Raw genomic sequence first — 22,253 nt, forward strand, 5'->3', positions numbered from 1 at the left:
AACGCGGACGTGCAGTATCTGGGCGAAGGCGAAACCAAGGTTGAAACCTTTGTGGTGTTAAGTGCCGATGGCACTGAACACACGGTTACGATCACCATCACCGGTACCAATGATATTCCAGTGATTGGGCGTACTACTAACGCTACAGTCTCTGAGGAGGGATTACTCCTAGGTTTACCTGATGACGTAGGCGATCCAGATAATGCCAGTGCCGCAGCTGCGACAGGCACAATTAATATCCAAGATGTCGACGGCGACTCGTTAACCGTTTCTCTATCTGGACCGGCTGGATTATTCTCTGGCGAGCAAGAAATACAATGGCATTGGGATCCTAATACACAAATTTTAACGGGTTACACTGGTACGATTGATGAAACTTCGTATAACGAAATAATGATTACAACACTAACTCCCCCCGTGTCAGGTAGCTCAGATTGGACTTATGAAGTCACACTTAAAGGTCCTGTCGATCATCCGAACACGGAAACTGAAGATACTTTATCGGTCGAGATTGGAATTAATGTTGATGATGGCCATGGTGGAATATCAGCTGGAAGTTTCAATGTCACTATTGAAGATGATGCGCCAGTTATATCACCTATAGCAGCTGTGCAAACCACAACGGTAAATATTCCTGATTCATTAGTCGGTTTATTTTCACTCACGGGCTACAACGGTACTAATACCTCGTTAGATTTGGGTAAGTTCACGATAAGCGCAAAAGGCTTCACTTCATCAACTAATTCAAATTTAATTGGCGCAGCTATTTTTGGTAGCGCGAGTGGAATAGGTGTTAGTAGTGTTGGTGCTCCTTATCATAATCTAGCCAATGAAGTCGATTTCCGTAAATTTGCCGATGGAAGTTCTGCATCAGAAGAAATCATCATTACTCTAGATCCAGGGACTGTTGCCTATGGCGTGAATATTCAATTTACCAAAATGTTTGGCGGCGAGCTAGAAGTCGGCGTAGTCGAATTTTGGCGAGACGGTCATTTAGTGGCAACTCAAACATTTAGCTCAGATTCCAGCAGTGGTGACTATGCCGCCAACTTCCAAGCCTTACAAGGCGGCTTTGACACTATGGTAATCAAGGCCACTGATAATGGTCAGGGTAAAAATAGTAACGATAATAGTGATTTCACAGTTACAGCTATTGAGTTTTTAGGCACAACAACACCACCCACTATAGCATTTGCAACAGGAACGGTAAGCCCTGATTGGGGTGCTGATGGTAAAGGTTCGCTCATCTTACAAGGTAGTGATGAAAACAATTTATTCACGGCAGCAGGCAGTGCAATCACTATAACCCAAACTGCCAATACCCTAATTGGGGTAGATGCATCTGGCCACTTGGTATTCAAACTAGAGTTCACCCCAGGCACTGGTCAATGGGACTTCTATCAATATCAAGAGATGCTGCAACCAAGCGATGGCGATATTGACTTTAAAGTAAGAGCGACAGATGGTGATGGTGATCATTTCGATGCAACTTTCTCAGTTATTCCGAGGTTAGATACTACTCCACCCATGGCTCCGACAGTTCAAATTGTCGATGATTTAAATGGCAACGGATTACTAACCAGTGATGAAATTAACGATGATGGCATTCAAATTAAAGTAGAAGTTCAAAATGCGGAACTTGTACTTGGCGGCCACGTTACTCTAGATATAAATAATGCTGGAGTCACCGAAACCTTCCAATTGATGCTGACCCCCTCTGGCGAGTTAGTTAACTTAGATGGTTCAACACCTAGCACTCATTTTAGCTATAGCAATGGCATTATTACATGGACAGAAACTGCGCCAAATTCTGGCCAGTCGATCACTGTTAATGCAACCCAGACTGATATATCAAATAATACTTCAGGTAATGCCAACGATACTGCAGAAGTTCAAATTAACTATGCATATATAGCTGGATCACATGGCGATGACAATCTAGTCGGCACGGGGGCAAATGATATTATTGTCAGTGATCGGACTGGTATCGATATTGTTGAAGGCCAGGACTACAACATCGCCTTTATCGTTGATACCTCCGGTAGCATAGGCAAACCAGCACTTAAGACAATGACTGAACAATTGCTGACGGTATTTAATACATTAAAAACCAGCGCAATAGGTGAGCATTCTGGCGTGGTGAAAATATTACTCATTGATTTTGATACTGGTTTAAGATCTACAACATCAGTTAACTTAGCAGACCTCAATGCTATATCAACATTAACTACCGCACTTAATAACATGGCATCTGGTGGTAATACAGATTATAAATCTGGTTTTGATGCTGCAACTAATTGGTTTAATAGTTTAACTAGTGGTAAGGATTTAGCTTACTTTATTACTGACGGCCAACCTAGTGACAAGCCTAGTGCTAATACTGCATTTACTCTTTTAAATGCGGCTACAGGTAAAAATGTTGAAGCCATCGGCATAGGCAGTAATATTAGTAACAAGACTCTAAAAGATTATGACTCTAACAATACCCCTGTTACTGGAGTAGATGCTGGTAATCTCGCAGCCATTATTCTTGGTACGGAAACCGTGCAATTACAAGGAGATGATATTGCTGATGGCGGTGCTGGTAATGATATTATCTTTGGAGATCTAACCCAGTTTGCAGATATTACTAATCCAGATGGTCTTATCCTGCAAGGATATTCAGCTCTTGAAAAGTATGTTGCACAGCAAACAAACCAAAATATCAACGACATTGAAATTAAAGATGTTCATGATTACATTACAAGTCATATTAATGAGTTTAATACTGCCAATGCTAACGATGGAAATGATATTTTACGGGGGGGCAATGGTAATGACATCCTATTTGGTCAAGGCGGTAACGATCAGCTTATAGGTGGTAATGGTAGTGATATTCTAATCGGCGGCTTAGGTAATGATACGTTAACTGGGGGTGCTGGCTCTGATACTTTTGTTTGGTCAGCTGGAGAGTCAGGAACCGATCATATCACTGACTTTAACGTTAATGAGGACAAATTAGACCTGAGTGATCTACTCCAAGGTGAAACAACTAATAATCTGGACAGTTACCTAAACTTTAGCCTAAACAGTAGCGGTTCAACTGTAATTGATATAGATGGTAATAAAGACGGCGTGTTTGAACAGCATATCGTTCTTGACGGTGTTGATTTGTATAGTACGTACAATGTGACAACTGAGGCAGGTATTATTAATGGCCTATTAGGCGTTAATGGTAACGGTCCGTTAATAATCGATAACGCACCAGTAACTCCAGAAGTCACGCCGCTAACACTTCACGAAACGAAGCAAAATGACGGCTCTATCATTCCTTAAATAAAATCAATTCATATGGCCTATAGAAATATAGGCCATCATGACTGATACTTTCCATAAGCATATAAAAATCCAAAGGATAAGTAATTAGGTGTCAGCTTCAGCTTCTGAAAAAATTGACCAATGGACCATTTCTGCCTCGCAAAGAGTCTTAGTGGATCCTCTGCTGGATTGTTTAGTATTACTCACTGAACATTTTGGTAATCCGTGCTCAAGCGATTCGCTTGCGGCAGGTTTACCTATGTCAGGCGCCGTATTAACACCCGATTTAGTACCTCAAGCAGCATCGAGGGCGGGCCTAGCGGCCAAACTATCACGAAAAGGCCTAAATGAAGTATCGCCAATATTGCTGCCTTGTATTTTGTTATTAAAAGACAAAAAAGCCTGCATATTACGTGAACTCGATGTTGAGTCAGATAAAGCGATTATTCAATTACCCGAAACCGGTGGTGAAGAGGCGCTTACAATTGAATCACTCGAATCCCTATATGTAGGATATTTATTCTTAGTCAAGCAAGAATATCGTGGCGACATGGGTTTTGATGTATATCTTCACGATAATAAAACTCACTGGCTTGTTCAAACTCTAAAGGATTCTGCGCCAATTTATCGTGATGCATTAATCGCATCTGTATTAGTGAATCTATTCGCTTTAGTTTCACCTTTATTCATTATGAATGTGTACGACAAGGTCGTACCTAATCTTGCTTTTGAATCTCTTTGGGTTTTAGCGATTGGTGCCTCTATCGCTTATCTGTTCGACCTCATCATGCGTCAACTAAGAAGCTACCTTATCGATGTAGCCGGTAAAAAAGTCGATATTATTGTTTCTTCTCGCTTATTTGCTAAAGCTATTGGTATCCCACTTGAAAAGCGCTCCCCCAGTATCGGTGGTATGGCTAAGCAGCTAGGTGAGTTCGATAATATACGAGAGATCTTAACCTCTGCAACGATTACAACCTTAGTCGATCTCCCTTTTGCACTATTTTTCGTCATCATTATCTATATTGTTGCTGGAGATCTCGCCGTTGTACCTGTTATCGGTGGCATGATCATTATTGCCTTTACACTTTTTATCCAACCTAAACTCAAAGCGGCCATTGAAGAAGGAAATAAATTCTCTAGTTTAAAACATGGTCATTTAATTGAAAGTTTATCCGCTCTAGAGTCCATTAAAGCGAATGGCGCTGAAGGCATAGTACAAAAAAGCTGGCAACAGATGATAGGCCATAGCGCCAACTGGCAATTAAGGTCAAAAAAACTCTCCAACTCAGTATCGAATGTGGCTAACTTTACGGTGCAATTTACCGTTGTGTGCGTGGTGATTTTAGGTGTGTATCGCGTAGCTGATAATGCAATATCTATGGGCGGTATTATTGCTGCGGTCATGTTGTCGAGCCGAGCCATTTCACCCATGGCGCAACTGGCAGGATTAATGACGAGAGCAAACCATACCGCCAGCGCACTACGTCAGCTTAATGAAATAATGACTCAAGAGGATGAATTTGAAAACAAAGGGCACTTAGTGAGCAAGCTGAGGTTACTCGGCAAGATTAATGCTGACCATGTCGGATTTAGCTATCCTGGCTCGGAAAAGCCAGTGCTACATCCTATGTCACTGACGATCAATCCGGGTGAGCGTGTTGCAATTATCGGCCGTAATGGCTCCGGAAAAAGTACGCTGGCAAAACTACTGGTCGGGCTATTCCAGCCGACTACAGGAAGTTTGCGCTATGACGGTTTAGATTCGGCTCAAATCCACCCGAGTGATTTACGCCGTAACTTTGGTTACTTGCCGCAAGATGTCACCTTATTCCACGGCACCATTCGCGACAATATTTTATTTGGTACACGCCAAGTCACTGAACATCAGCTAATCCGTGCAGTGCAACTGTCTGGCGTGAGTCAATTCACCAACCTTGAAGCTGAAGGTTTAGATCAGCAGGTGGGCGAAGGTGGTATGTCGCTCAGCCGTGGTCAAAGACAAACGGTCGCTCTTGCACGCGCCACACTTAATGATCCCCCAGTGCTATTGATGGATGAACCGACCGCGAGCTTAGATGCGAGAGCGGAACAACAGTTTATTCGTTCAATGCAAAATGTCAGTAAAGATAGAACCTTAATTCTTATCACTCATAAAATGCACCTGTTACAGCTTGTAGATCGCATTATCGTACTCGAACGGGGCCATGTGGTTGCCGATGGACCTAAAGCTGAAGTGTTAGAAAAACTCAATTTTGGCCTAGTGAACGGTGAGGCAAAAAGATGAGTAAAAATTTAACCACAAACGATTTAGACATGGTTGATGACGTCTATGGCGCCATGATGACCGACGCGCCAAGCGGGCACAGATTAATCATTTGGGCACTTGCTGCCATGGTGGTGTGCTTTTTACTCTGGGCTGGATTTGCGCAATTAGATAAAGTCACCACAGGTACAGGGAAAGTCATTCCTTCCTCACAGGTTCAAGTCATTCAAAGCCTTGATGGCGGCGTAATGCAAGAGCTCTACGTCCGAGAAGGAGAGATTGTAACTAAAGGACAACCTTTAGTCCGTATTGATGATACCCGTTTCCGTTCCGACTTTGCGCAACAAGAACAAGAGGTTTTTGGCTTAAGAACCAATGCGATTCGTATGCGTGCTGAGCTTGATAGTATTCTAATCTCTGACATGACTTCAGATTGGCGTGAGCAAGTGCTTATCACTAAACAAGCACTTGTATTTCCTGATAATATTATTGCTGTAGAGCCAGCATTAGTTAAAAGGCAGCAGGAGGAATATAACGGACGCTTAGATAACTTAAATAATCAACTTGAAATACTCGTGCGCCAAATTCAACAAAGGCAGCAAGAAATCGATGATCTTGCGTCTAAAACAACAACACTAACAACAAGTATGCAGCTAATCTCCCGCGAACTTGAGCTCACTCGACCTTTAGCTAGAAAAGGAATTGTACCAGAAGTTGAACTGCTCAAACTGGAACGAATAGTCAATGATTTACAAGGTGAACTCAATTCAATGCGACTACTGCGCCCTAAAGTAAAGGCTGCGATGGATGAAGCCATCTTAAAACGCCGTGAAGCCGTATTTATTTATGCAGCGGATCTACGGGCGCAGCTCAATGAAACTCAAACTCGCCTTTCTAGAATGAATGAGGCGCAGGTCGGAGCACAAGATAAAGTCAGTAAGGCGATTATCACCTCCCCAGTTAATGGCACCATTAAAACTACACATATCAATACACTCGGTGGCGTTGTACAACCAGGTGTCGATATTATTGAGATAGTCCCATCGGAAGATCAGTTACTGATTGAAACCAAAATATTGCCTAAAGATATTGCCTTCTTACATCCTGGCTTACCCGCTGTCGTTAAGATTACCGCCTATGACTTTACCCGTTATGGCGGCCTTAAAGGTACCGTTGAACATATCAGTGCAGATACATCTCAAGATGAAGAAGGTAATAGCTTTTATCTCATCAGAGTTAGAACCGTAGAGTCCAGTTTAACCAAAAATGATGGCACACAGATGCCAATTATCCCGGGGATGTTGACTTCGGTCGATGTGATTACGGGACAAAGATCTATACTTGAGTACATTCTAAATCCAATTTTAAGAGCAAAGGACACTGCGCTCAGAGAGCACTAAGCTTTTTATAAACCGGGAGGTTGGTCATGAAGATTCCAGCAAAACAACAATTTCAATATTCAAAGATAGCCATAGTACTGTCGTTGATCCTATTACCCTTATCGGCTCAAAGTCAGACGTTAGAACAAGCCGTTGCACATACACTCGATACTAACCCTGATTTACGCGTTGCTTTCAACCGTTTTAAAGCGCGAGAAGAGCAAGTTAATCAAGCGGTTGCCGGTTACATGCCGACTATTGATATTAATGGTGGTTATGGCTATGAGCAAACTGATGGTGTATCGACGCGTAGGCGACCGAATGTCGGTGATGTCGATAGTGACGGAGTGGCTGAATTAAACCGTGGAGAATTTGGTGTTAGCTTAAAACAAATGCTTTTTGATGGTTTTTATACCAGCAGTGAAGTTGATCGTTATAGCTTCGAAGCAAGTGCAGACCAATGGGCACTCCTTGCTGCAGCAGAAGATATGGCGCTTGATGTCAGCAAAGTATACCTCAACTATCTACGCAGCGATGAAGTGCTCAGATTGGCGGAAAAAAACCTTAATAGCCATAAGGACATATACGACCAAATTAAGCAACGTACCGATTCTGGTTTAGGTTCTATTGCGGATTTATCTCAAATAACGGGCCGTCTTGCGCGTGCCAATGCTAACGTTATTTCTGCTCGTAATAATTTACTTGATGCCAAAGCACAGTACATTAAAATTGTAGAAACAGCGCCAACTGACCTGATATTGCCCGTACCCGATGCAGATATGCTACCAAAGGATCTTGGCTCAGGCATTACCACTGCCCAGGAAAACCACCCCATCCTTAAATCTGCTGCAAATGATATTCGTGCCGCGGAGAATGAACGTTCATCAGTCCAAGCTAGCTATTATCCTCAGGTTTCCTTAGAACTAAATGGCAACTGGAACAATGATATTGGCGGTGAAGATGGCGTGAGTAACATACCAAGTCAGAATGTTGGGGGTTACAGCAATGACCTAGTCGCTATGGTTCGCGTGAGATACAACCTATTCGCTGGCGGTAAAGATTTAGCTCGCGAAAAAGAAACGGCTTACAAGTTAGGTGAAGCAAAAGAAATCCGTCAACGCGCGCAACGCGAGGTGGTTGAAGGAGTTAACTTAGCGTGGAACGCATTTGAAATGCTCGCACCACAAAAACAATATATTCGAGATCATGTTGTGGCCTCAAAGGACACCCAATCAGCCTATGCACAACAATTTAACTTAGGTCAACGTAGTTTGCTCGACTTACTCGATACCGAAAATGAACTGTTCGAAGCACGTAAAGATTATTTACAAGCCGAATATGATGAAATCATTGCCAAGTATCGGGTTCTCAACTCTACTGGACGGTTATTAGACTCACTCAAGGTCACTCGCCCAGAAGCATGGCGTGGAGAGCACAACTATGAAGAAGGAGTCAAATAATGAAAACTATTATATTTGGTCTAAGTATCGTTCTTTTAGCTGGCTGTTCGATGCGCGATACGGTTAATATTGAAGAAATGACAACAACTCAAGCTTATGATCTATCAGATAAAGATGGGGATGGCGTTATTGAGGCACGTGAGCGTTGTAATGATACAGCTAAAGGTGCGGCTACCGATAACTTTGGTTGTGGTCAGATAAAATCGATCAACGAGCGAAAGGAAATAAATATTTTATTCCCAAATAACTCCGCTTTTATTGCACCAGAGTATTATCCTCAAATTGAAGAGGTTGCACTCTTTTTACGTCAATATCCAACGACCAAAGTGACTATCGAAGGTCACACGAGCCGTACAGGTTCAGACGAGCGCAATACCGAACTATCTCAAGAACGAGCGAATGCGGTTACAGCAGTACTCGCGGAGCGTTTTAATATTGATAGAAGTAGATTAACGGCTATTGGATATGGTTCTAGCCGTCCAATCGTCTTAGAGCAGACACCAGAAGCAGAGATCCGTAACCGCCGTGTCGTCGCAGAAGTGACTGGAGATGATACCGCAACGGATATGAAATGGACGATTTACTCAGTCGATGATAACAAATAAGGACTAACACATTAGGTTATGAGTGGCAGACTTGATTATAGAAATCCATTATTGCGAGTCTGCCGCTTTAGCCTAATAGCGTCAGCCCTTAGCATATACTGTTTATATGCAACGCCAACGCAACATATTGATGAAGCAAAGATTACCTCTACTTTAGAAAAAAAGTATGGTGAGCGGGCTAGCATGCGGGCAAGAGCTTGGTTTAAGGTACTATCGGAAGCGAGCACTGCAAGTGAAAAAGAAAAGTTATTGAAAGTTAATAACTTTTTTAATTTATTTCATTTTGTTGATGACAGTAAACTCTGGGGAGAATCGAACTATTGGGCTACGCCAATGGAGTTTATTGGCGCGAACGGTGGCGACTGCGAGGATTTCTCAATAGCAAAGTACTTCACTTTACTTCAGCTTGGTGTTCAAGAGGACAAGATGCGGATTACTATGGTCAAAGCGACTACGGTTAACCAATACCATATGGTGTTGGCTTACTATGAGACTCCCTCATCTATTCCTTTAGTCCTCGATAACCTTGATCATGCAATAAAGCCTGCCACACAAAGAAAAGACTTACTGCCTGTGTATAGCTTTAACGGTAAACAATTATGGCTTAACAAAGAGCAAGGGCGAGGCGTGTTAGCTGGCTCGTCAACACGATTAGAAAAATGGAATGACCTTAACCATAGGTTAGGGGTTGATCGCCTTAGACTGCCAAAATTAAAACTGGAGTAGCATCAAAAATGACACTGTTTAGACAGATTTATTCGCTGCTTTTTAGCCTATTCTTGCTTGTTGTTGCAAGCTTGGGCTATGTGCAATTCACTGAGACTCAAAGCTTTTTAACAAAACAAATGGAGTCCGATCTAAACAATACCAGCACCTCACTCGGCCTAATGCTCACGCCAGCACTTCAAGCAGGTGATACCGCTGCTGCAGAAACCTTAGTGAATGTGATTTTTGAAGGCGGTTACTATCAAAATATCAAGCTGATATGGATGGTTGATGGTAAACAACAAGAGTGGAACAATCCGCTCACAATTGAAGATGTACCACAGTGGTTTATTAATCTAAATCTGTTTAAAACGATTAAGAAAGAAAGCACTATCACCTCTGGATGGTTACAACTCGCGCAACTAGAGATCACTGCACATCCTGGTTTTGGATATCATGAGCTATGGCGGATAATGTCCAATACTATCATAGCCTTCTCACTACTTTTTCTTGTCGCTATTATTACCGCAAGAGTCGGGTTAACCTGGATATTAAAACCCCTCCATACTCTATCAGAACACGCAAAAAGTATAGCCGCACGTCAATTTGGTCCCGACATGGCGCTCCCTAAGACGACAGAATTAAAAGACTTAGTGATTGCATTTAACAGTATGTCAGCTCAGCTCAAACAGGTGTTTCATTCACTTGACGAAGAAGTGGGTGCGTTACGTAAGAAAAATCTTATCGATCCCGCATCTGGCATGCCCAATCGCCAATATGTGGTGAGTCGCCTTAACGGCTGGCTAAGTGAGCCGAGTAGCGGTGCCTTGTTTCTTGCTAAACTCGATTGGCTAGAAGAAGTTCACAGTAAGTATGGCTACCAAGTTCGAGATGAAACCATACGAATTATGGCCGAAAAGTTTCAACAGCAATTAAACGAAGTCACACCTTCAGTAATAGGTCGTATTGCCGCCTATGAATTTGCTTTTCTAGTGACCGATGTTGAACAAGACCAAATCAGTAAATATTTACAAACGCTCATCCGCACCATTAATCAAGAAATGTCGAAAGCGGGCTGTAAGCCAAATGAAGACTTTGCTATTGGGGTTGCTGAACGTATTGGACAAATGGATGTATCGGATATTTTAGCCCAAGCCGATAATGCCCTGCAAAAAGCGCGGCAAGATAACAAAACCTTCCATTGGTTTGCAACTACCGAGCAACAGCTATTCACTCGTGAGCAATGGCGAGATAATCTTAGCCATGCCATCAGTAATAAGAAATTTAAGTTTAGATGGCAACAGATTCAGTTTTGCGATAACGATGGTGTAGCGCAACGTGAATTATACTGCCAATTAGAACTCGGTGATAAAATCGTCCATGCAGGGCAATTTATGCCCTATATTGAATTATTATCACTCGGCGCCTTGCTTGATAAGTGCTTAATTGAAACCGTCTATGAACAAAAGCTACTAGAACGAAACTATGAACCTTTAGCAATCAACTTAACACATCAAAGCATTAACGATCCGCTGTTCCATGAATGGTTAAATCATTTTTTACGTAATGCCATATTAACTGAACGTATCTGCTTCGAAATCCCTGAAGCAGGAGTCTATAGCGATCTCCAATCTTGCCAGAGCTTATGTAATATTATTCGTGATAATGGTGCTAAATTCGGTATTGACCATTTTGGACGTCAATTTGGTTCCATGTCCTATTTACAAGAACTGAGGCCCAGTTATGTGAAACTCGATCAATCCTTCGCGTACTATGATGAGACACTTCATAACAGTGAACTGTGCCGCGCGTTAATCAACGTAGCGAAAGGATTAGATATTCAAGTGATTGTGACAGGGATCCAAGAGAAAGCTCAACTAGAGCGTTTTAACGAGCTGCGAACAGATGCTTATCAAGGCTTTATTGTTCCGCCTGTAAACCTCGATTAACTAATGTGAAAAGCTATTTTTATTTATAAATAGAAATAGTGAGAAAGCTCCTTCGGGAGCTTTTTCCTTTTGTAGCGTTAGCGCACGACTCATCCCAAATATCAGCCATCATTAAAGACCAAAGACAGCACAAAAAATATTTTTCAAATGTCGGATACAAAAAAGCCCCAGAGTTTCATTACGAATTCTGAGGCTTTTCTATATATTGGTCGGTGATAGAGGATTCGAACCTCTGACCCTCTGGTCCCAAACCAGATGCGCTACCGGGCTGCGCTAATCACCGTAAATCATTAACTATTTACCTAACTTTTAGCTAAGTTCGCCAGCTATGCGAAGAATTTGGTCGGTGATAGAGGATTCGAACCTCTGACCCTCTGGTCCCAAACCAGATGCGCTACCGGGCTGCGCTAATCACCGAATTTAAATTTTGTAACATGTAAATGAAATGGGGTGACTGATGGGGCTCGAACCCACGACAACCGGAATCACAATCCGGGACTCTACCAACTGAGCTACAATCACCATTGTATTTCACTTACTACGCTAACTTTAAAGCTCACAACCTTTAACTGAAGTGGTGCGCCCAAAAGGATTCGAACCTTCGGCCTCACCCTCCGGAGGGGTGCGCTCTATCCAGCTGAGCTATGGGCGCTCGCCTTGGTTAGCGCCGCATATACTAGGGTCAAATCCACTTTGAGTCTATAGCTGTTTTGCAATTATTTTACTGACTGCTCAAGTTTTATCATATTGGCTGATATTTCAAGCAAAATCGAGTTAAAATATGGCTTGGATGTTACAGTATTTCATGTTAATTATAGAGTTTGGTAAAAACATACATATATTTTAACAGTGAGTATCATGTTTAAGGATGAAGATGAAACTGGCCAACTTCGTAAAAGTGAAGTTGTTCGCTTACGTAAAAGAGTTATTCGCTTAAAAAAATTAGCGTATAAATATAAGCATGCAGAGATCATTCAAAACGCATTACTCGAAATCTCCAATATTGCAACCCACGCGGCTTCACTCGAAGAATTCTATGTCGGAGTGCACAGCCATCTAAAGCAACTTATTCCCGCTGATAATTTTTTCATTTCAACCCTTGATATCAATACTGGCGAGCTCGCGATTCCATTTTTTGCCGATGAGAAAGATGCTCATCCCGCCGAGCTTTACCCTGAACAGTCACTGTCAACGCTACTACAGCAAGGATTAACTGGTTACGTTGCCAGGACAGGGGAAGCATTGCTATGTGACAATAACAAAGTCAATGCGCTGGTTACTGCAGGGGAGATAGTTAATTTAGGTTCTCCCTGCCACCTCTGGCTAGGTGTCCCCATTAAACAGGATGATATAGTCACCGGCGTGTTAGTCGTACAAACCTACGACACGAATATTAGCTATGGCGAAATTGAGCTCGAGTTAATGACGTTTATTTGCCATCATATTGCCGGTGTAATGGAACGACTAAAACACCAAGAACAACTAGAGCAAGCCATTAAGCTAAGGACCAAAGAGCTAAGCCAAGCCTACGATAAATTAAAACTAGAAGTATATGAAAGACGTAGAGCAGAACGCTTACAAAAATCACTGTTCGAAATTGCCGAGCTCGCTAGCTCCAGTGCCGATAATCCCGATTTCTATGCCCAATTACATAATATTATTCGACACCTTATTCCTGCAAACAACTGCTATATTGCGCTATTAAATGAGACCAGAACCCATCTTAGATTTCCTTTTTATGTATCGCAATTGAACAATAAACATCCTAGGACTCGGCCACTACAAGATGGCCTAACTGAATATGTGCTTAAACATAAACGACCATTGTTGTTAGACCAAAATGACATTAATGCATTAATTGTATCTGGAGAAATCTACTCCCAAGCACCAACGCTCAATTACACGCAAACCATGCATCAATGGATAGGTATTCCGCTTTTTATCCATGGCAAGGTGAGTGGTGCATTGACGATTTATAGCTTTAGCATGACGCAAAATTATCAAGTTAAAGATTTAGAATTACTGACATTTGTATCGCAACACATTGGTTCTGCCATCGAAAAGAAACTGTCAAGCGAATCTCTGAAGCGCAGTTACGAAGAGCTCGAAGAGAAGGTGAGCGAGCGCACCAAAGCTTTAGCTAAACTCAATAAAGACCTACAAAAGGAAATTCAACAACGCCGCAGTATGGAAGATAAGTTAGTTCACGATGCTAAACATGATGGACTAACAGGTCTTCCTAATCGCGCACTATTAATGGAACGCTTATCACAGGCGATTAAACACGTTCGTCGCCATCGGTTAGATCAATTCGCCCTACTCTTTATTGACCTCGACCACTTCAAACAGATTAACGACACTATGGGGCATTTAGAGGGCGATAAATTTTTAATTGAAACCGCGAGTCGCCTTAAGTCCTGTATTCGCGATAACGATACTTTGGCGCGCCTAGGTGGCGATGAGTTTGTGATTTTACTAGATAGTATTAACAACATAAACGATGCCAAAGAAGTGTCTGAACGTGTTATCCAAACCATAACGCAACCCTATAGACTGGGTAGTTTAGAGTTTAATTCTGGCGCCAGTATCGGCATCAGTATTAGCGGTAATCATAGAGCCGACACCAGTGAATCTTTATTACGCAACGCAGATACCGCCATGTACCAAGCAAAAGCGAATGGTAAAGGTTGTTACGTTATTTTTGATGATAATTCAAGGTATCAGCAAATGCTGGACGCCGCACTAGAGACTGATTTTAGGCATGCATTGCAAAATGCTGACATTAGCCTAAGTTACTTACCTATGGTCGATTTTAAAACAGGTCAAATACGTGCACTAGAAAGCCGCCTTTTCTGGCAACACCCTAGCAGAGGCCGATTACAACAAGAACAACTTAACGCGCTTGCCGAACAAGCGCATCTCACCGTTGAATTAGATAAATATACGATTAACGGTATAAATCGCACTTATCCAGAGCTACTCACACAATATGCTGAGCCGATTGAGCTACACGTTATGCTCTCAAGCCAACATCTCAAGCATAGACACGTATTGCGTAGCCTAAAAAACACCCTTAAGCAGACACAATTAAATCTGAATAACTTGTGGTTATTCTTCAACGAAAAAGCTTTGGTACAAGAAACAGAAAACCATATTAATGGCTTTGAATTATTACAAAAGATCGGGGTAAAGCTGGGCATAAGCCATTACGGTAGCGGCCATAGCGCATTAAATAGTTTATTATTTTTACCGATTAAAGGTTTGAAACTTGATGCGAATATCACTAAAAAAATACAAACTGAACAACAGCTTAAGTTAATGGCCGTTTATCAAAAAACGGCCTCGACCTTAGAACTGCAAATATTTGTTGATGGTATTCATAGCGCAGAGCAAATACGTATTTTCAGTGAATTAGGCTATCAGTTCGGTCAAGGAATGGCATTGGCTAACACTTTTACCTTACAAGAAGAGCAGCAGCCTGAGTTTATTCAGCTTGAATATGCTTAGCCAACAAACAGCTAAGCGATTAAAATACTCATAGTCTGATTCGCTATTTTTTAAACATATCTCTTAAGCTAGAGATATTTGCCCGCCCCGTTTGCATTCGCTCCTGCTCCGTTTGTTGTGGTTTACGGTTTTCCCACACCACATCATCTTGCGGTAACTCCAGTAAAAAACGGCTAGGCTCGCATCGCATAGTCTCACCAAATTGTCGCCTTTCACGGCACAGGGTAAACCAGAGCTCTCGCTGGGCTCGAGTGATCCCCACATAAGCTAAACGGCGCTCTTCATCGACATTATCTTCATCTATGCTGGATTGATGCGGCAAAATGCGCTCCTCAACGCCAACCATAAACACAAACGGGAACTCTAAACCTTTAGATGCATGTAAGGTCATCAACTGTACCTGATCGCCGCCCTCATCCTCGCTATTGCGCTCCATCATGTCCCTGAGCGTCAGTCGAGTAACCACCTCAGGCAGTGTCATAGGCTCATCTAATTCATCACCTGCAAGCATCTCAGTGACCCAACGGTAAAGCTCAGAGATATTCTTCATGCGCATTTCAGCCGCTTTGGCACTGGTGCTGGTTTCGTACAAATAGTCTTCGTAATTGATCTTACGGATCAAATGCTTCACCGCTTCCACTGGCTCACCGCGCTGGGCATGATCGCCCGTTTCTACGATAAAACGACCGAATTGATACAGCGACGACATAGCTGCAGGCGGCAAATGATGATTGAGATCTGGCTCAAAAATCGCCGCAAACATCGAAATGTGCTTCTCGTTAGCAAAATTACCTAAGCGTTCTAAGGTCGATGGACCTATGCCACGTTTCGGTAAGTTAACGATGCGCAGGAAAGCATTATCGTCGTCAGGATTCACCACAAGTTTTAGATAACCCATGATGTCTTTAATTTCAGCACGGGCGAAAAATGAAGTGCCACCGCTCAATTTATAGGGAATACGGTTGGTCATTAGCGCGCGCTCAAGCAACCGCGATTGATGATTACCGCGATACAAAATCGCATAATTGCCAAACTGGGTACGGCCGACAAACTTATGCCGCACAATTTCTGCCACTACGCGCTCAGCTTCTTGTTCCTCATTGGCGGCAAATAACACCCGCAGTGGCTCGCCGTAGGCCAACTCACTAAAGAGCGCTTTATCATAAACATGGGGATTATTAGCGATAAGTATGTTGGCTGCCCGTAAAATTCGCTGGCTAGAACGGTAGTTCTGCTCGAGCTTAATCAACTTAAGCTGAGGGAAATCTTTACCCAATAGCACCAGATTTTGTGGCTTAGCGCCGCGCCATGAATAGATAGATTGGTCATCGTCACCCACCACAGTAAAACGCGCCCTTTCGCCGACTAACAGCTTTACCATTTCATATTGGCTGGTATTAGTGTCTTGATACTCGTCCACCAGCAAATATTGGATTTTTGTTTGCCAGCGGGTACGTACTTCTTCGTAATGCCTTAGCAATAGGGTCGGCATCAAAATTAAATCATCAAAATCTAAGGCATTATAAGCTTTCATGTGCTGGGCATAACGCTGGTACAACATGGCAAATAACTGCTGTTGCTCATCTTTAGCAATTTTACGCGCCTGCTCTGGAATGATGAGCCCCCCCTTCCAGTTAGAAATCGTACTAGCAAGCGACTTAAGTAAATCTTTATCTTCGTCTAATTCATCTTGAGTCAACTCTTTGAGCAATGCCAAGGTATCTTGGTCATCAAACAACGAAAAGCCCGGCTTTAAACCTAGGACTTTGTGCTCACGTTTAATGATCTCTAGCCCCAAAGTATGGAAGGTTGAAATCCACAAGCCTCTGGCCTCTTTGCGCCCCATCGACTGTGCAACCCGCTCTTTCATCTCGCGGGCTGCCTTATTGGTGAAAGTCACCGCCGCAATATTGCGCGCCTTATAGCCACACTTTTCGACCAAGTAACCAATTTTATTGATAATTACGCGAGTTTTACCACTGCCCGCACCCGCCAATACTAGGCAAGGGCCTGAAACATAATGAACAGCATCGTTTTGGGCGGGATTGAGTTTCATCTTTGCGCAATATCCAAACAAGTCGACAGAAAGGGGTGGGATCATAGCAGAATTGGCGGTTTTAAGGTTAACAAATCCCCCCTTTCGCGATGCAAAACCACAAGCGTTTATTGGCGTAGGCGTGATGCAAAGCGCAAGAACAACACGGCATGACTATCAGACATCAGCTTTACTTTTGAAACCTAACGCACTGAGTTACAATCAAGTCATTCAGTCAAGAGGCGGACAAGATTATGATCAATTCCAAGAAAATCGAAGAGATGGCGAAACAACTGAGTGACAGTTTACCCAGTGGTCTGAAGCAATTTGCCGGTGAGTTTGAAGAGCGCAGCAAACAAGTGCTGCAAAATCAATTACTCAAGTTGGACATGGTTTCCCGCGAAGAATTTGATGTACAGCAACATGTGTTGCTGAAAACTCGTGAAAAGCTAGAAACCTTACAAGCTCAAGTCAATGAGTTAGAGAAAAAGATCAACGCTGCAGTCTAATTTTATTTGTATGCTGGCATAAAGCACAGTTAGCTAAAATGCGACTGTGCTTTTTTGTTTTTTTTAACACTTAGAGCATAGCCCTACAGGGAAATCATGCAACTTACCCGTCATATTCACTCACAGCACTGTTTAACGCTATACTGTAATTGATTCACTCTCACTGCGTTTTCTAAGTCCATTACGGTAAGCAATGGTTTAGGTTAGCCCTTAACTCACCCTTTTTTCAAGATTTTTTATTGGCAATACTATTATCACGTTGTAGCCTATAACGTTTATGAAGAGGCTAATATTTTGACCCAAAATACTGATATTTTTCGTCGTTTAGGCTTAGCTTGGCTACTGCTACTGATCATTCCAAGCTTACTATTAATCACACGTAATCAGCTATTTCCATTGATCGACTTGCAATCCAACATCGCAAGCGTTTTATATTGGATTACGTCAACAGGTACCGCACCCTATGGCGTTGCCACCGTCGTATTTGTACTGGTAATCGCTCATCGCATGATGCCTAAAACACTCTTTATTAGCTTATTTTTAGCCATTAGTCTCAGTCAATTATCGAGCTTAGCCTTAAGTCACACACTCAAACCTTACTTTAAAGAGCCTAGGCCGAATTTGGTTTTCCTCACTCAACAAGATTTGCCTACAGATGCGCAGCTTTCACTCGATACATTTTATCAGTTAGATAAACAAACCCGTTCAAAGGCAATTGCCACCGCACTCGAAGGGCTAAAGGTCGTTAAACCTGACCTGCAATTTACTCCTCGCATTCACCAACATTGGCAAGATGAAGTGAGCTATTCGTTCCCATCTGGGCATACCATATTTGCAGTGACACTCGTGCTCACCGCTGGCTACTACCTACTACTGGCTGGATTGCCCAGCTTTACCCTAGCGTTAGTCGCTTGGGCATTATTAATGGGGCTAAGCCGCATGTTATTAGGTATGCATTGGCCACAAGATGTGCTGTTTTCAACTGTACTCGCGGTCTTTACCAGTGGGTTTGGTATTTTTATCGTCAATAAGCTCCGCCCGCTAAAATGCTACCTACCTGAAAAGTCTATAGATTAGCTCTGTAATCACCTCTCACATGTCTTGGGCTAAGTCGGCTCAAGGCAACATGCAACTAATACGGGTAATCGCCTTTACTACCTCCGTATGTTGCATTATTTAAACGAGACTTTTGGAAAAGTGGGTTAAAACAGGCACACTGGGGGCTAACCCCGCCAAACCGCAATTATCGATGACTGAAACTCAGCAATATAAACTCGACCAACTCGACTTAACTATTTTGCGCTTACTGCAAACTCATGGGCGGCTATCTAACCTCGAACTGGCTAATAAAGTTGGCCTATCACCGTCCCCTTGTTCGCGCCGTGTAAAAGCCTTAGAGGAGGCTGGTTATATTGCCGATTACGCCACTCGTCTGTCGGCGGAAAAGTTTAACCTGCATTTGACCGCCTATATCCATGTGCGGATGGAAAAACACACGCCAGATATTTTGAATCAGTTTGAGGCTAATATTATCGCCTACGAAGAAGTCCAAGAATGCGCGCTCATAACAGGTTCAGAGGCTGATTATCAACTCACAGTGCTAGTGCAAGATATGGCGCACTTTCGCACTTTCCTGCTAGATAAACTCACTACCAATGTGCATATCGCCGGCGTACATTCCAGCTTTGTGCTGAAAAAAGTCAAAGATCATACGGCGATCCCCTTAAGTCATATCAATATTCAGCCATAAATTACGCGAAAGCTTCCGTGGCGTTTAAACATCAGTAGAATATCTGCCGCTGCCAGTTTTTTGAGCATGTAATCACCATTCATTGAATTTTTATCATAGCAATTATTCTCTAACGCTGAGCCCTTATTTATACCTACTAGCAACTTAATCTCACGCAAAGCCTTAAAGCGAAATATAACGTCAAAAAATTACCAATATTTGAGATAAAGCAGCTAATTAACATCACATTAACGCGTTAATATTGCGTTGAAATTTTGCTTTATCCGCCTAAGATACGCCTTCATTTTACGGGAGGCACAATGCAAGCGGCCAATACAAATTCAACTAATCACTTCAGTTCACGCCTAGGATTTATCATGGCGGCAGCCGGTAGCGCCGTTGGCGTAGGCAATATTTGGGGATTCCCCACCCAAGCGGCCACCCATGGCGGCGGTGCCTTTTTACTGGTTTACTTCGTGCTGATTTTTATCCTAGGTATTCCCATGCTGATGGCCGAACTCATGATTGGTCGCCACGGACAAACCAACCCCGCCGATGCCATGGGCAAGCTCGGCTTTAACGCGCTAACCCGTAACTTAGGCAAGACCATAGGTTTGGTTTCTATCGTAACTGCAGGATTAATTTATACCTTCTACAGCATTCTTTCTGGCTGGTTTGTCAGCTACGCCATAGCCCCCATTGCCACGGCTTTAGGCTCGAACGATACTGCGGCCTGGCTAGTGGATTTCTCGCTGTCACGTAATCTGCTGTTTACGCTAATTTTTAGCACACTGGTGTTTTTGGTACTACTGCAAGGCGTGCAAGAAGGTATCGAAAAATGGTCTAAACGCTTAATGCCGCTATTGTTGATCATGCTTATTGCAGGCGTGACGTATATCTTCACCCTTAATGGCGCCAGCGCAGGGATTAATGCGCTATTAACACCCAACTTTGCCAAGGCTATCGCGCCAGATACCTTGATCAGCGCACTCGGACAAACCTTCTTCTCCCTCACCATAGGCACAGGTGCCATGATGGTTTATGGCAGTTATCTGAATCAAAAAGAAAATATCGCCAAGCTAACCGTCTGGGTCGCTTTTACCGACAGTGGCATCGCCTTTCTCGCGGCTTTTTTAATTATTCCGGCCATGTATGTCGCCCAGCATAATGGCGTAGAAATTTTTAATGCCGAGGGTAAATTACTCGATTCAGATGCGTTGGTTTTTACCGTTTTACCCGCCTTATTCTCAACCTTAGGCGACACGGCGAACCTCGTCATCAGCGTGGTGTTCTTTATTCTGCTGATCATCGCAGGCTTAACTTCTGCTATTTCAATCGCCGAAGTGCCGACGAGTTATGTGATGCAAAAGTTTACACTCAGCCGCCAACGCGCGACCTTGATCATCGGCTTATTACTGACGTCATTATCCCTCTTACTGGCGGTATTTTTTGAAGCGCTATTTAGCTTCATGGTCACGCTCACCACCCAAATAGCCCAGCCATTAGTTGCTCTCGGCATTGCAATTTATTTAGGTTGGATTTGGCGCCAAACACAGTTAATTAGGGCCATACGTGAGCAAGAACATGTCGATAGCTCGGGGCTTTTCTGGCGCATCTGGCCAAGGTATGTGAAGTATGTTTGTCCAGTGTTGATTCTGGCAATCGCCATCAGGCAGTTTGTGTAATAGTTTTGCTCAGCTAAAAAAAATCCCCGCGATGTGCTGGGATTTTTCATGTAAAACTAAGTTATTGATTTATCAAACACCGAGCTCAAGACTCTTAACTCAACGGCTATAAAATTAGAGTCGAGATTTGACCGTGTCGCGGATTACTAGGCTTGGCTCTAGTTGAATAGTTTTACTTGATGAGCCTGGATTATTAAGGCGTTCGAGTAACACCTCTACGGCAGTACGCCCGAGTTGTTGTTTCGGCTGATGAATCGTCGTTAACGCTGGCGTTAAGTAACGCGCTAATTCAATATCATCGTAACCTATCACTGACAGCTGCTCAGGGATGTTAATTCCCGCATAGTAGGCCGCATGGATAAAACCCATTGCCATCACATCGTTACTCACAAACATAGCTGTAGGGCGCGTGGGTGCTTGCATTAAACTCTCGAAAGCAGCGCCACCACCATCGCATTCAAAATTACCACTTATTTGCCATTGAGGCTGGAGCGGTAAGTTAGCTTCTGTCATTGCATCGACAAAACCAGCCAAACGTTGTTGAGATGGGAGTTTATCTAATGGCCCACTGACACAGCCTATATCTTTATGGCCTTGCTCAATTAAATAGCGAGTCGCTAAATAACCGCCTTGACGAGAGTTATCTTGAATTTTATCGCATTGAAAATCTGTCGGTCCCCAATCCATTACCACAGTGGGTAAATTAGGCTGGCTGCTAAGTTGGGAAAATGCTGGGGCCTCAGCCTCACTGCACATTAGTAATAAACCATCGACTTGCTTTTGCAGTAAGGTCGACAAGCTAAAACGGATGCGATCAGCATCACCCTCGGTATTACATAAAATTAAGCTATAGCCATTGAGATAGCAGTGGGCTTCAACTCCTTTAACCACTTCGGCAAAAAATGGATTAGTCGACGTCGTGACCAGCATGCCAAAGGTACGAGTATTCTTAGTTTTAAGGCTACGAGCTAACGCTGATGGCGCATAATTGAGATCTTTAACTGCCATTAATACTCGATCTTTCACTGAGTCACTCACAAACCGAGTGTTATTCAGCACATGGCTGACTGTAGAGGTTGATACTTGTGCGAGCCTAGCGATGTCTTTAATGGTGGCCATGATCGTGC

14 protein-coding genes and 4 tRNA genes are annotated in these 22,253 nt (G+C 43.0%); 12 read left to right on the plus strand and 6 right to left on the minus strand.

The window, feature by feature from the left end:
• From ACRN9H_RS18280 to ACRN9H_RS18310, 7 genes are all read left to right on the plus strand, one after another.
• On the plus strand, positions 1–3,315 hold a 3,315-nt coding region (locus tag ACRN9H_RS18280), incomplete at its 5' end, for a type I secretion C-terminal target domain-containing protein (protein WP_432315605.1).
• Between the two features lie 91 nt (positions 3,316–3,406).
• A complete protein-coding gene (locus ACRN9H_RS18285; protein ID WP_432315607.1) occupies positions 3,407–5,584 on the plus strand; it encodes a type I secretion system permease/ATPase in 2,178 nt (725 codons plus the stop codon).
• The gene (locus ACRN9H_RS18290; RefSeq protein WP_432315609.1) at positions 5,581–6,963 is read left to right on the plus strand and encodes an HlyD family type I secretion periplasmic adaptor subunit; all 1,383 of its coding nucleotides are present in this window, start codon (positions 5,581–5,583) and stop codon (positions 6,961–6,963) included. Before ACRN9H_RS18285 ends, ACRN9H_RS18290 begins: the two co-directional genes overlap by 4 nt.
• A gap of 26 nt (positions 6,964–6,989) precedes the next feature.
• Positions 6,990–8,402, plus strand: coding sequence for a TolC family outer membrane protein (locus ACRN9H_RS18295; RefSeq protein ID WP_432315611.1), 1,413 nt, complete (start codon positions 6,990–6,992; stop codon positions 8,400–8,402).
• Positions 8,402–9,007, plus strand: coding sequence for an OmpA family protein (locus ACRN9H_RS18300; RefSeq protein WP_432315613.1), 606 nt, complete (start codon positions 8,402–8,404; stop codon positions 9,005–9,007). The genes ACRN9H_RS18295 and ACRN9H_RS18300 overlap by 1 nt, the downstream gene beginning before the upstream one ends.
• Positions 9,008–9,025: 18 nt before the next feature.
• A complete protein-coding gene (locus ACRN9H_RS18305) occupies positions 9,026–9,733 on the plus strand; it encodes a transglutaminase-like cysteine peptidase (RefSeq protein WP_432315615.1) in 708 nt (235 codons plus the stop codon).
• An 8-nt stretch (positions 9,734–9,741) separates the two neighbouring features.
• Entirely contained in the window at positions 9,742–11,661 is a 1,920-nt protein-coding gene (locus tag ACRN9H_RS18310) for a bifunctional diguanylate cyclase/phosphodiesterase (RefSeq protein WP_432315617.1), read from the plus strand.
• Between the two features lie 206 nt (positions 11,662–11,867).
• Here the strand turns inward: ACRN9H_RS18310 and ACRN9H_RS18315 are convergent.
• From ACRN9H_RS18315 to ACRN9H_RS18330, 4 genes are all read right to left on the minus strand, one after another.
• Positions 11,868–11,944: transfer RNA gene (locus tag ACRN9H_RS18315), tRNA-Pro, on the minus strand.
• Positions 11,945–12,001: 57 nt separating this feature from the next.
• Positions 12,002–12,078, minus strand: a tRNA-Pro gene (locus tag ACRN9H_RS18320).
• 29 nt (positions 12,079–12,107) lie between these two features.
• Positions 12,108–12,183: transfer RNA gene (locus tag ACRN9H_RS18325), tRNA-His, on the minus strand.
• A 53-nt stretch (positions 12,184–12,236) separates the two neighbouring features.
• Positions 12,237–12,313 (minus strand) — tRNA-Arg (locus tag ACRN9H_RS18330).
• A gap of 206 nt (positions 12,314–12,519) precedes the next feature.
• Between ACRN9H_RS18330 and ACRN9H_RS18335 the strand changes: the two genes are divergently transcribed.
• On the plus strand, positions 12,520–15,168 hold the full coding sequence (locus ACRN9H_RS18335; RefSeq protein ID WP_432315620.1) for a sensor domain-containing phosphodiesterase: 2,649 nt from the start codon (positions 12,520–12,522) through the stop codon (positions 15,166–15,168).
• Between the two features lie 43 nt (positions 15,169–15,211).
• On the opposite strand, the gene rep is transcribed toward ACRN9H_RS18335, so the two are convergent.
• The gene (gene rep, locus ACRN9H_RS18340) at positions 15,212–17,224 is read right to left on the minus strand and encodes a DNA helicase Rep (protein WP_432315622.1); all 2,013 of its coding nucleotides are present in this window, start codon (positions 17,222–17,224) and stop codon (positions 15,212–15,214) included.
• A 233-nt stretch (positions 17,225–17,457) separates the two neighbouring features.
• On the opposite strand from rep, the gene ubiK reads away from it, so the two are divergent.
• The 4 genes from ubiK to ACRN9H_RS18360 all read left to right on the plus strand — a co-directional run bounded on the left by ubiK (position 17,458) and on the right by ACRN9H_RS18360 (position 21,126).
• Positions 17,458–17,712 (plus strand): ubiquinone biosynthesis accessory factor UbiK, encoded by a 255-nt coding sequence (gene ubiK, locus ACRN9H_RS18345; RefSeq protein WP_432315625.1) that lies wholly within the window; start codon positions 17,458–17,460, stop codon positions 17,710–17,712.
• 294 nt (positions 17,713–18,006) lie between these two features.
• Entirely contained in the window at positions 18,007–18,789 is a 783-nt protein-coding gene (locus ACRN9H_RS18350) for a phosphatase PAP2 family protein (protein ID WP_432315627.1), read from the plus strand.
• Positions 18,790–18,961: 172 nt separating this feature from the next.
• Positions 18,962–19,462, plus strand: coding sequence for an Lrp/AsnC family transcriptional regulator (locus tag ACRN9H_RS18355; RefSeq protein ID WP_432306377.1), 501 nt, complete (start codon positions 18,962–18,964; stop codon positions 19,460–19,462).
• Between the two features lie 299 nt (positions 19,463–19,761).
• Positions 19,762–21,126: a sodium-dependent transporter gene (locus ACRN9H_RS18360; protein ID WP_432315629.1), complete on the plus strand. Its 1,365-nt coding sequence runs from the start codon at positions 19,762–19,764 to the stop codon at positions 21,124–21,126.
• 114 nt (positions 21,127–21,240) lie between these two features.
• Here ACRN9H_RS18360 and ACRN9H_RS18365 read toward each other — a convergent pair whose 3' ends face one another.
• The gene (locus ACRN9H_RS18365; protein WP_432315631.1) at positions 21,241–22,245 is read right to left on the minus strand and encodes a substrate-binding domain-containing protein; all 1,005 of its coding nucleotides are present in this window, start codon (positions 22,243–22,245) and stop codon (positions 21,241–21,243) included.
• Between the last annotated feature and the right edge of the window lie 8 nt (positions 22,246–22,253).

It is taken from the genome of Shewanella sp. MF08487 (genome assembly GCF_050848685.1).
Taxonomy (GTDB): Bacteria; Pseudomonadota; Gammaproteobacteria; order Enterobacterales; family Shewanellaceae; genus Shewanella; species Shewanella glacialipiscicola.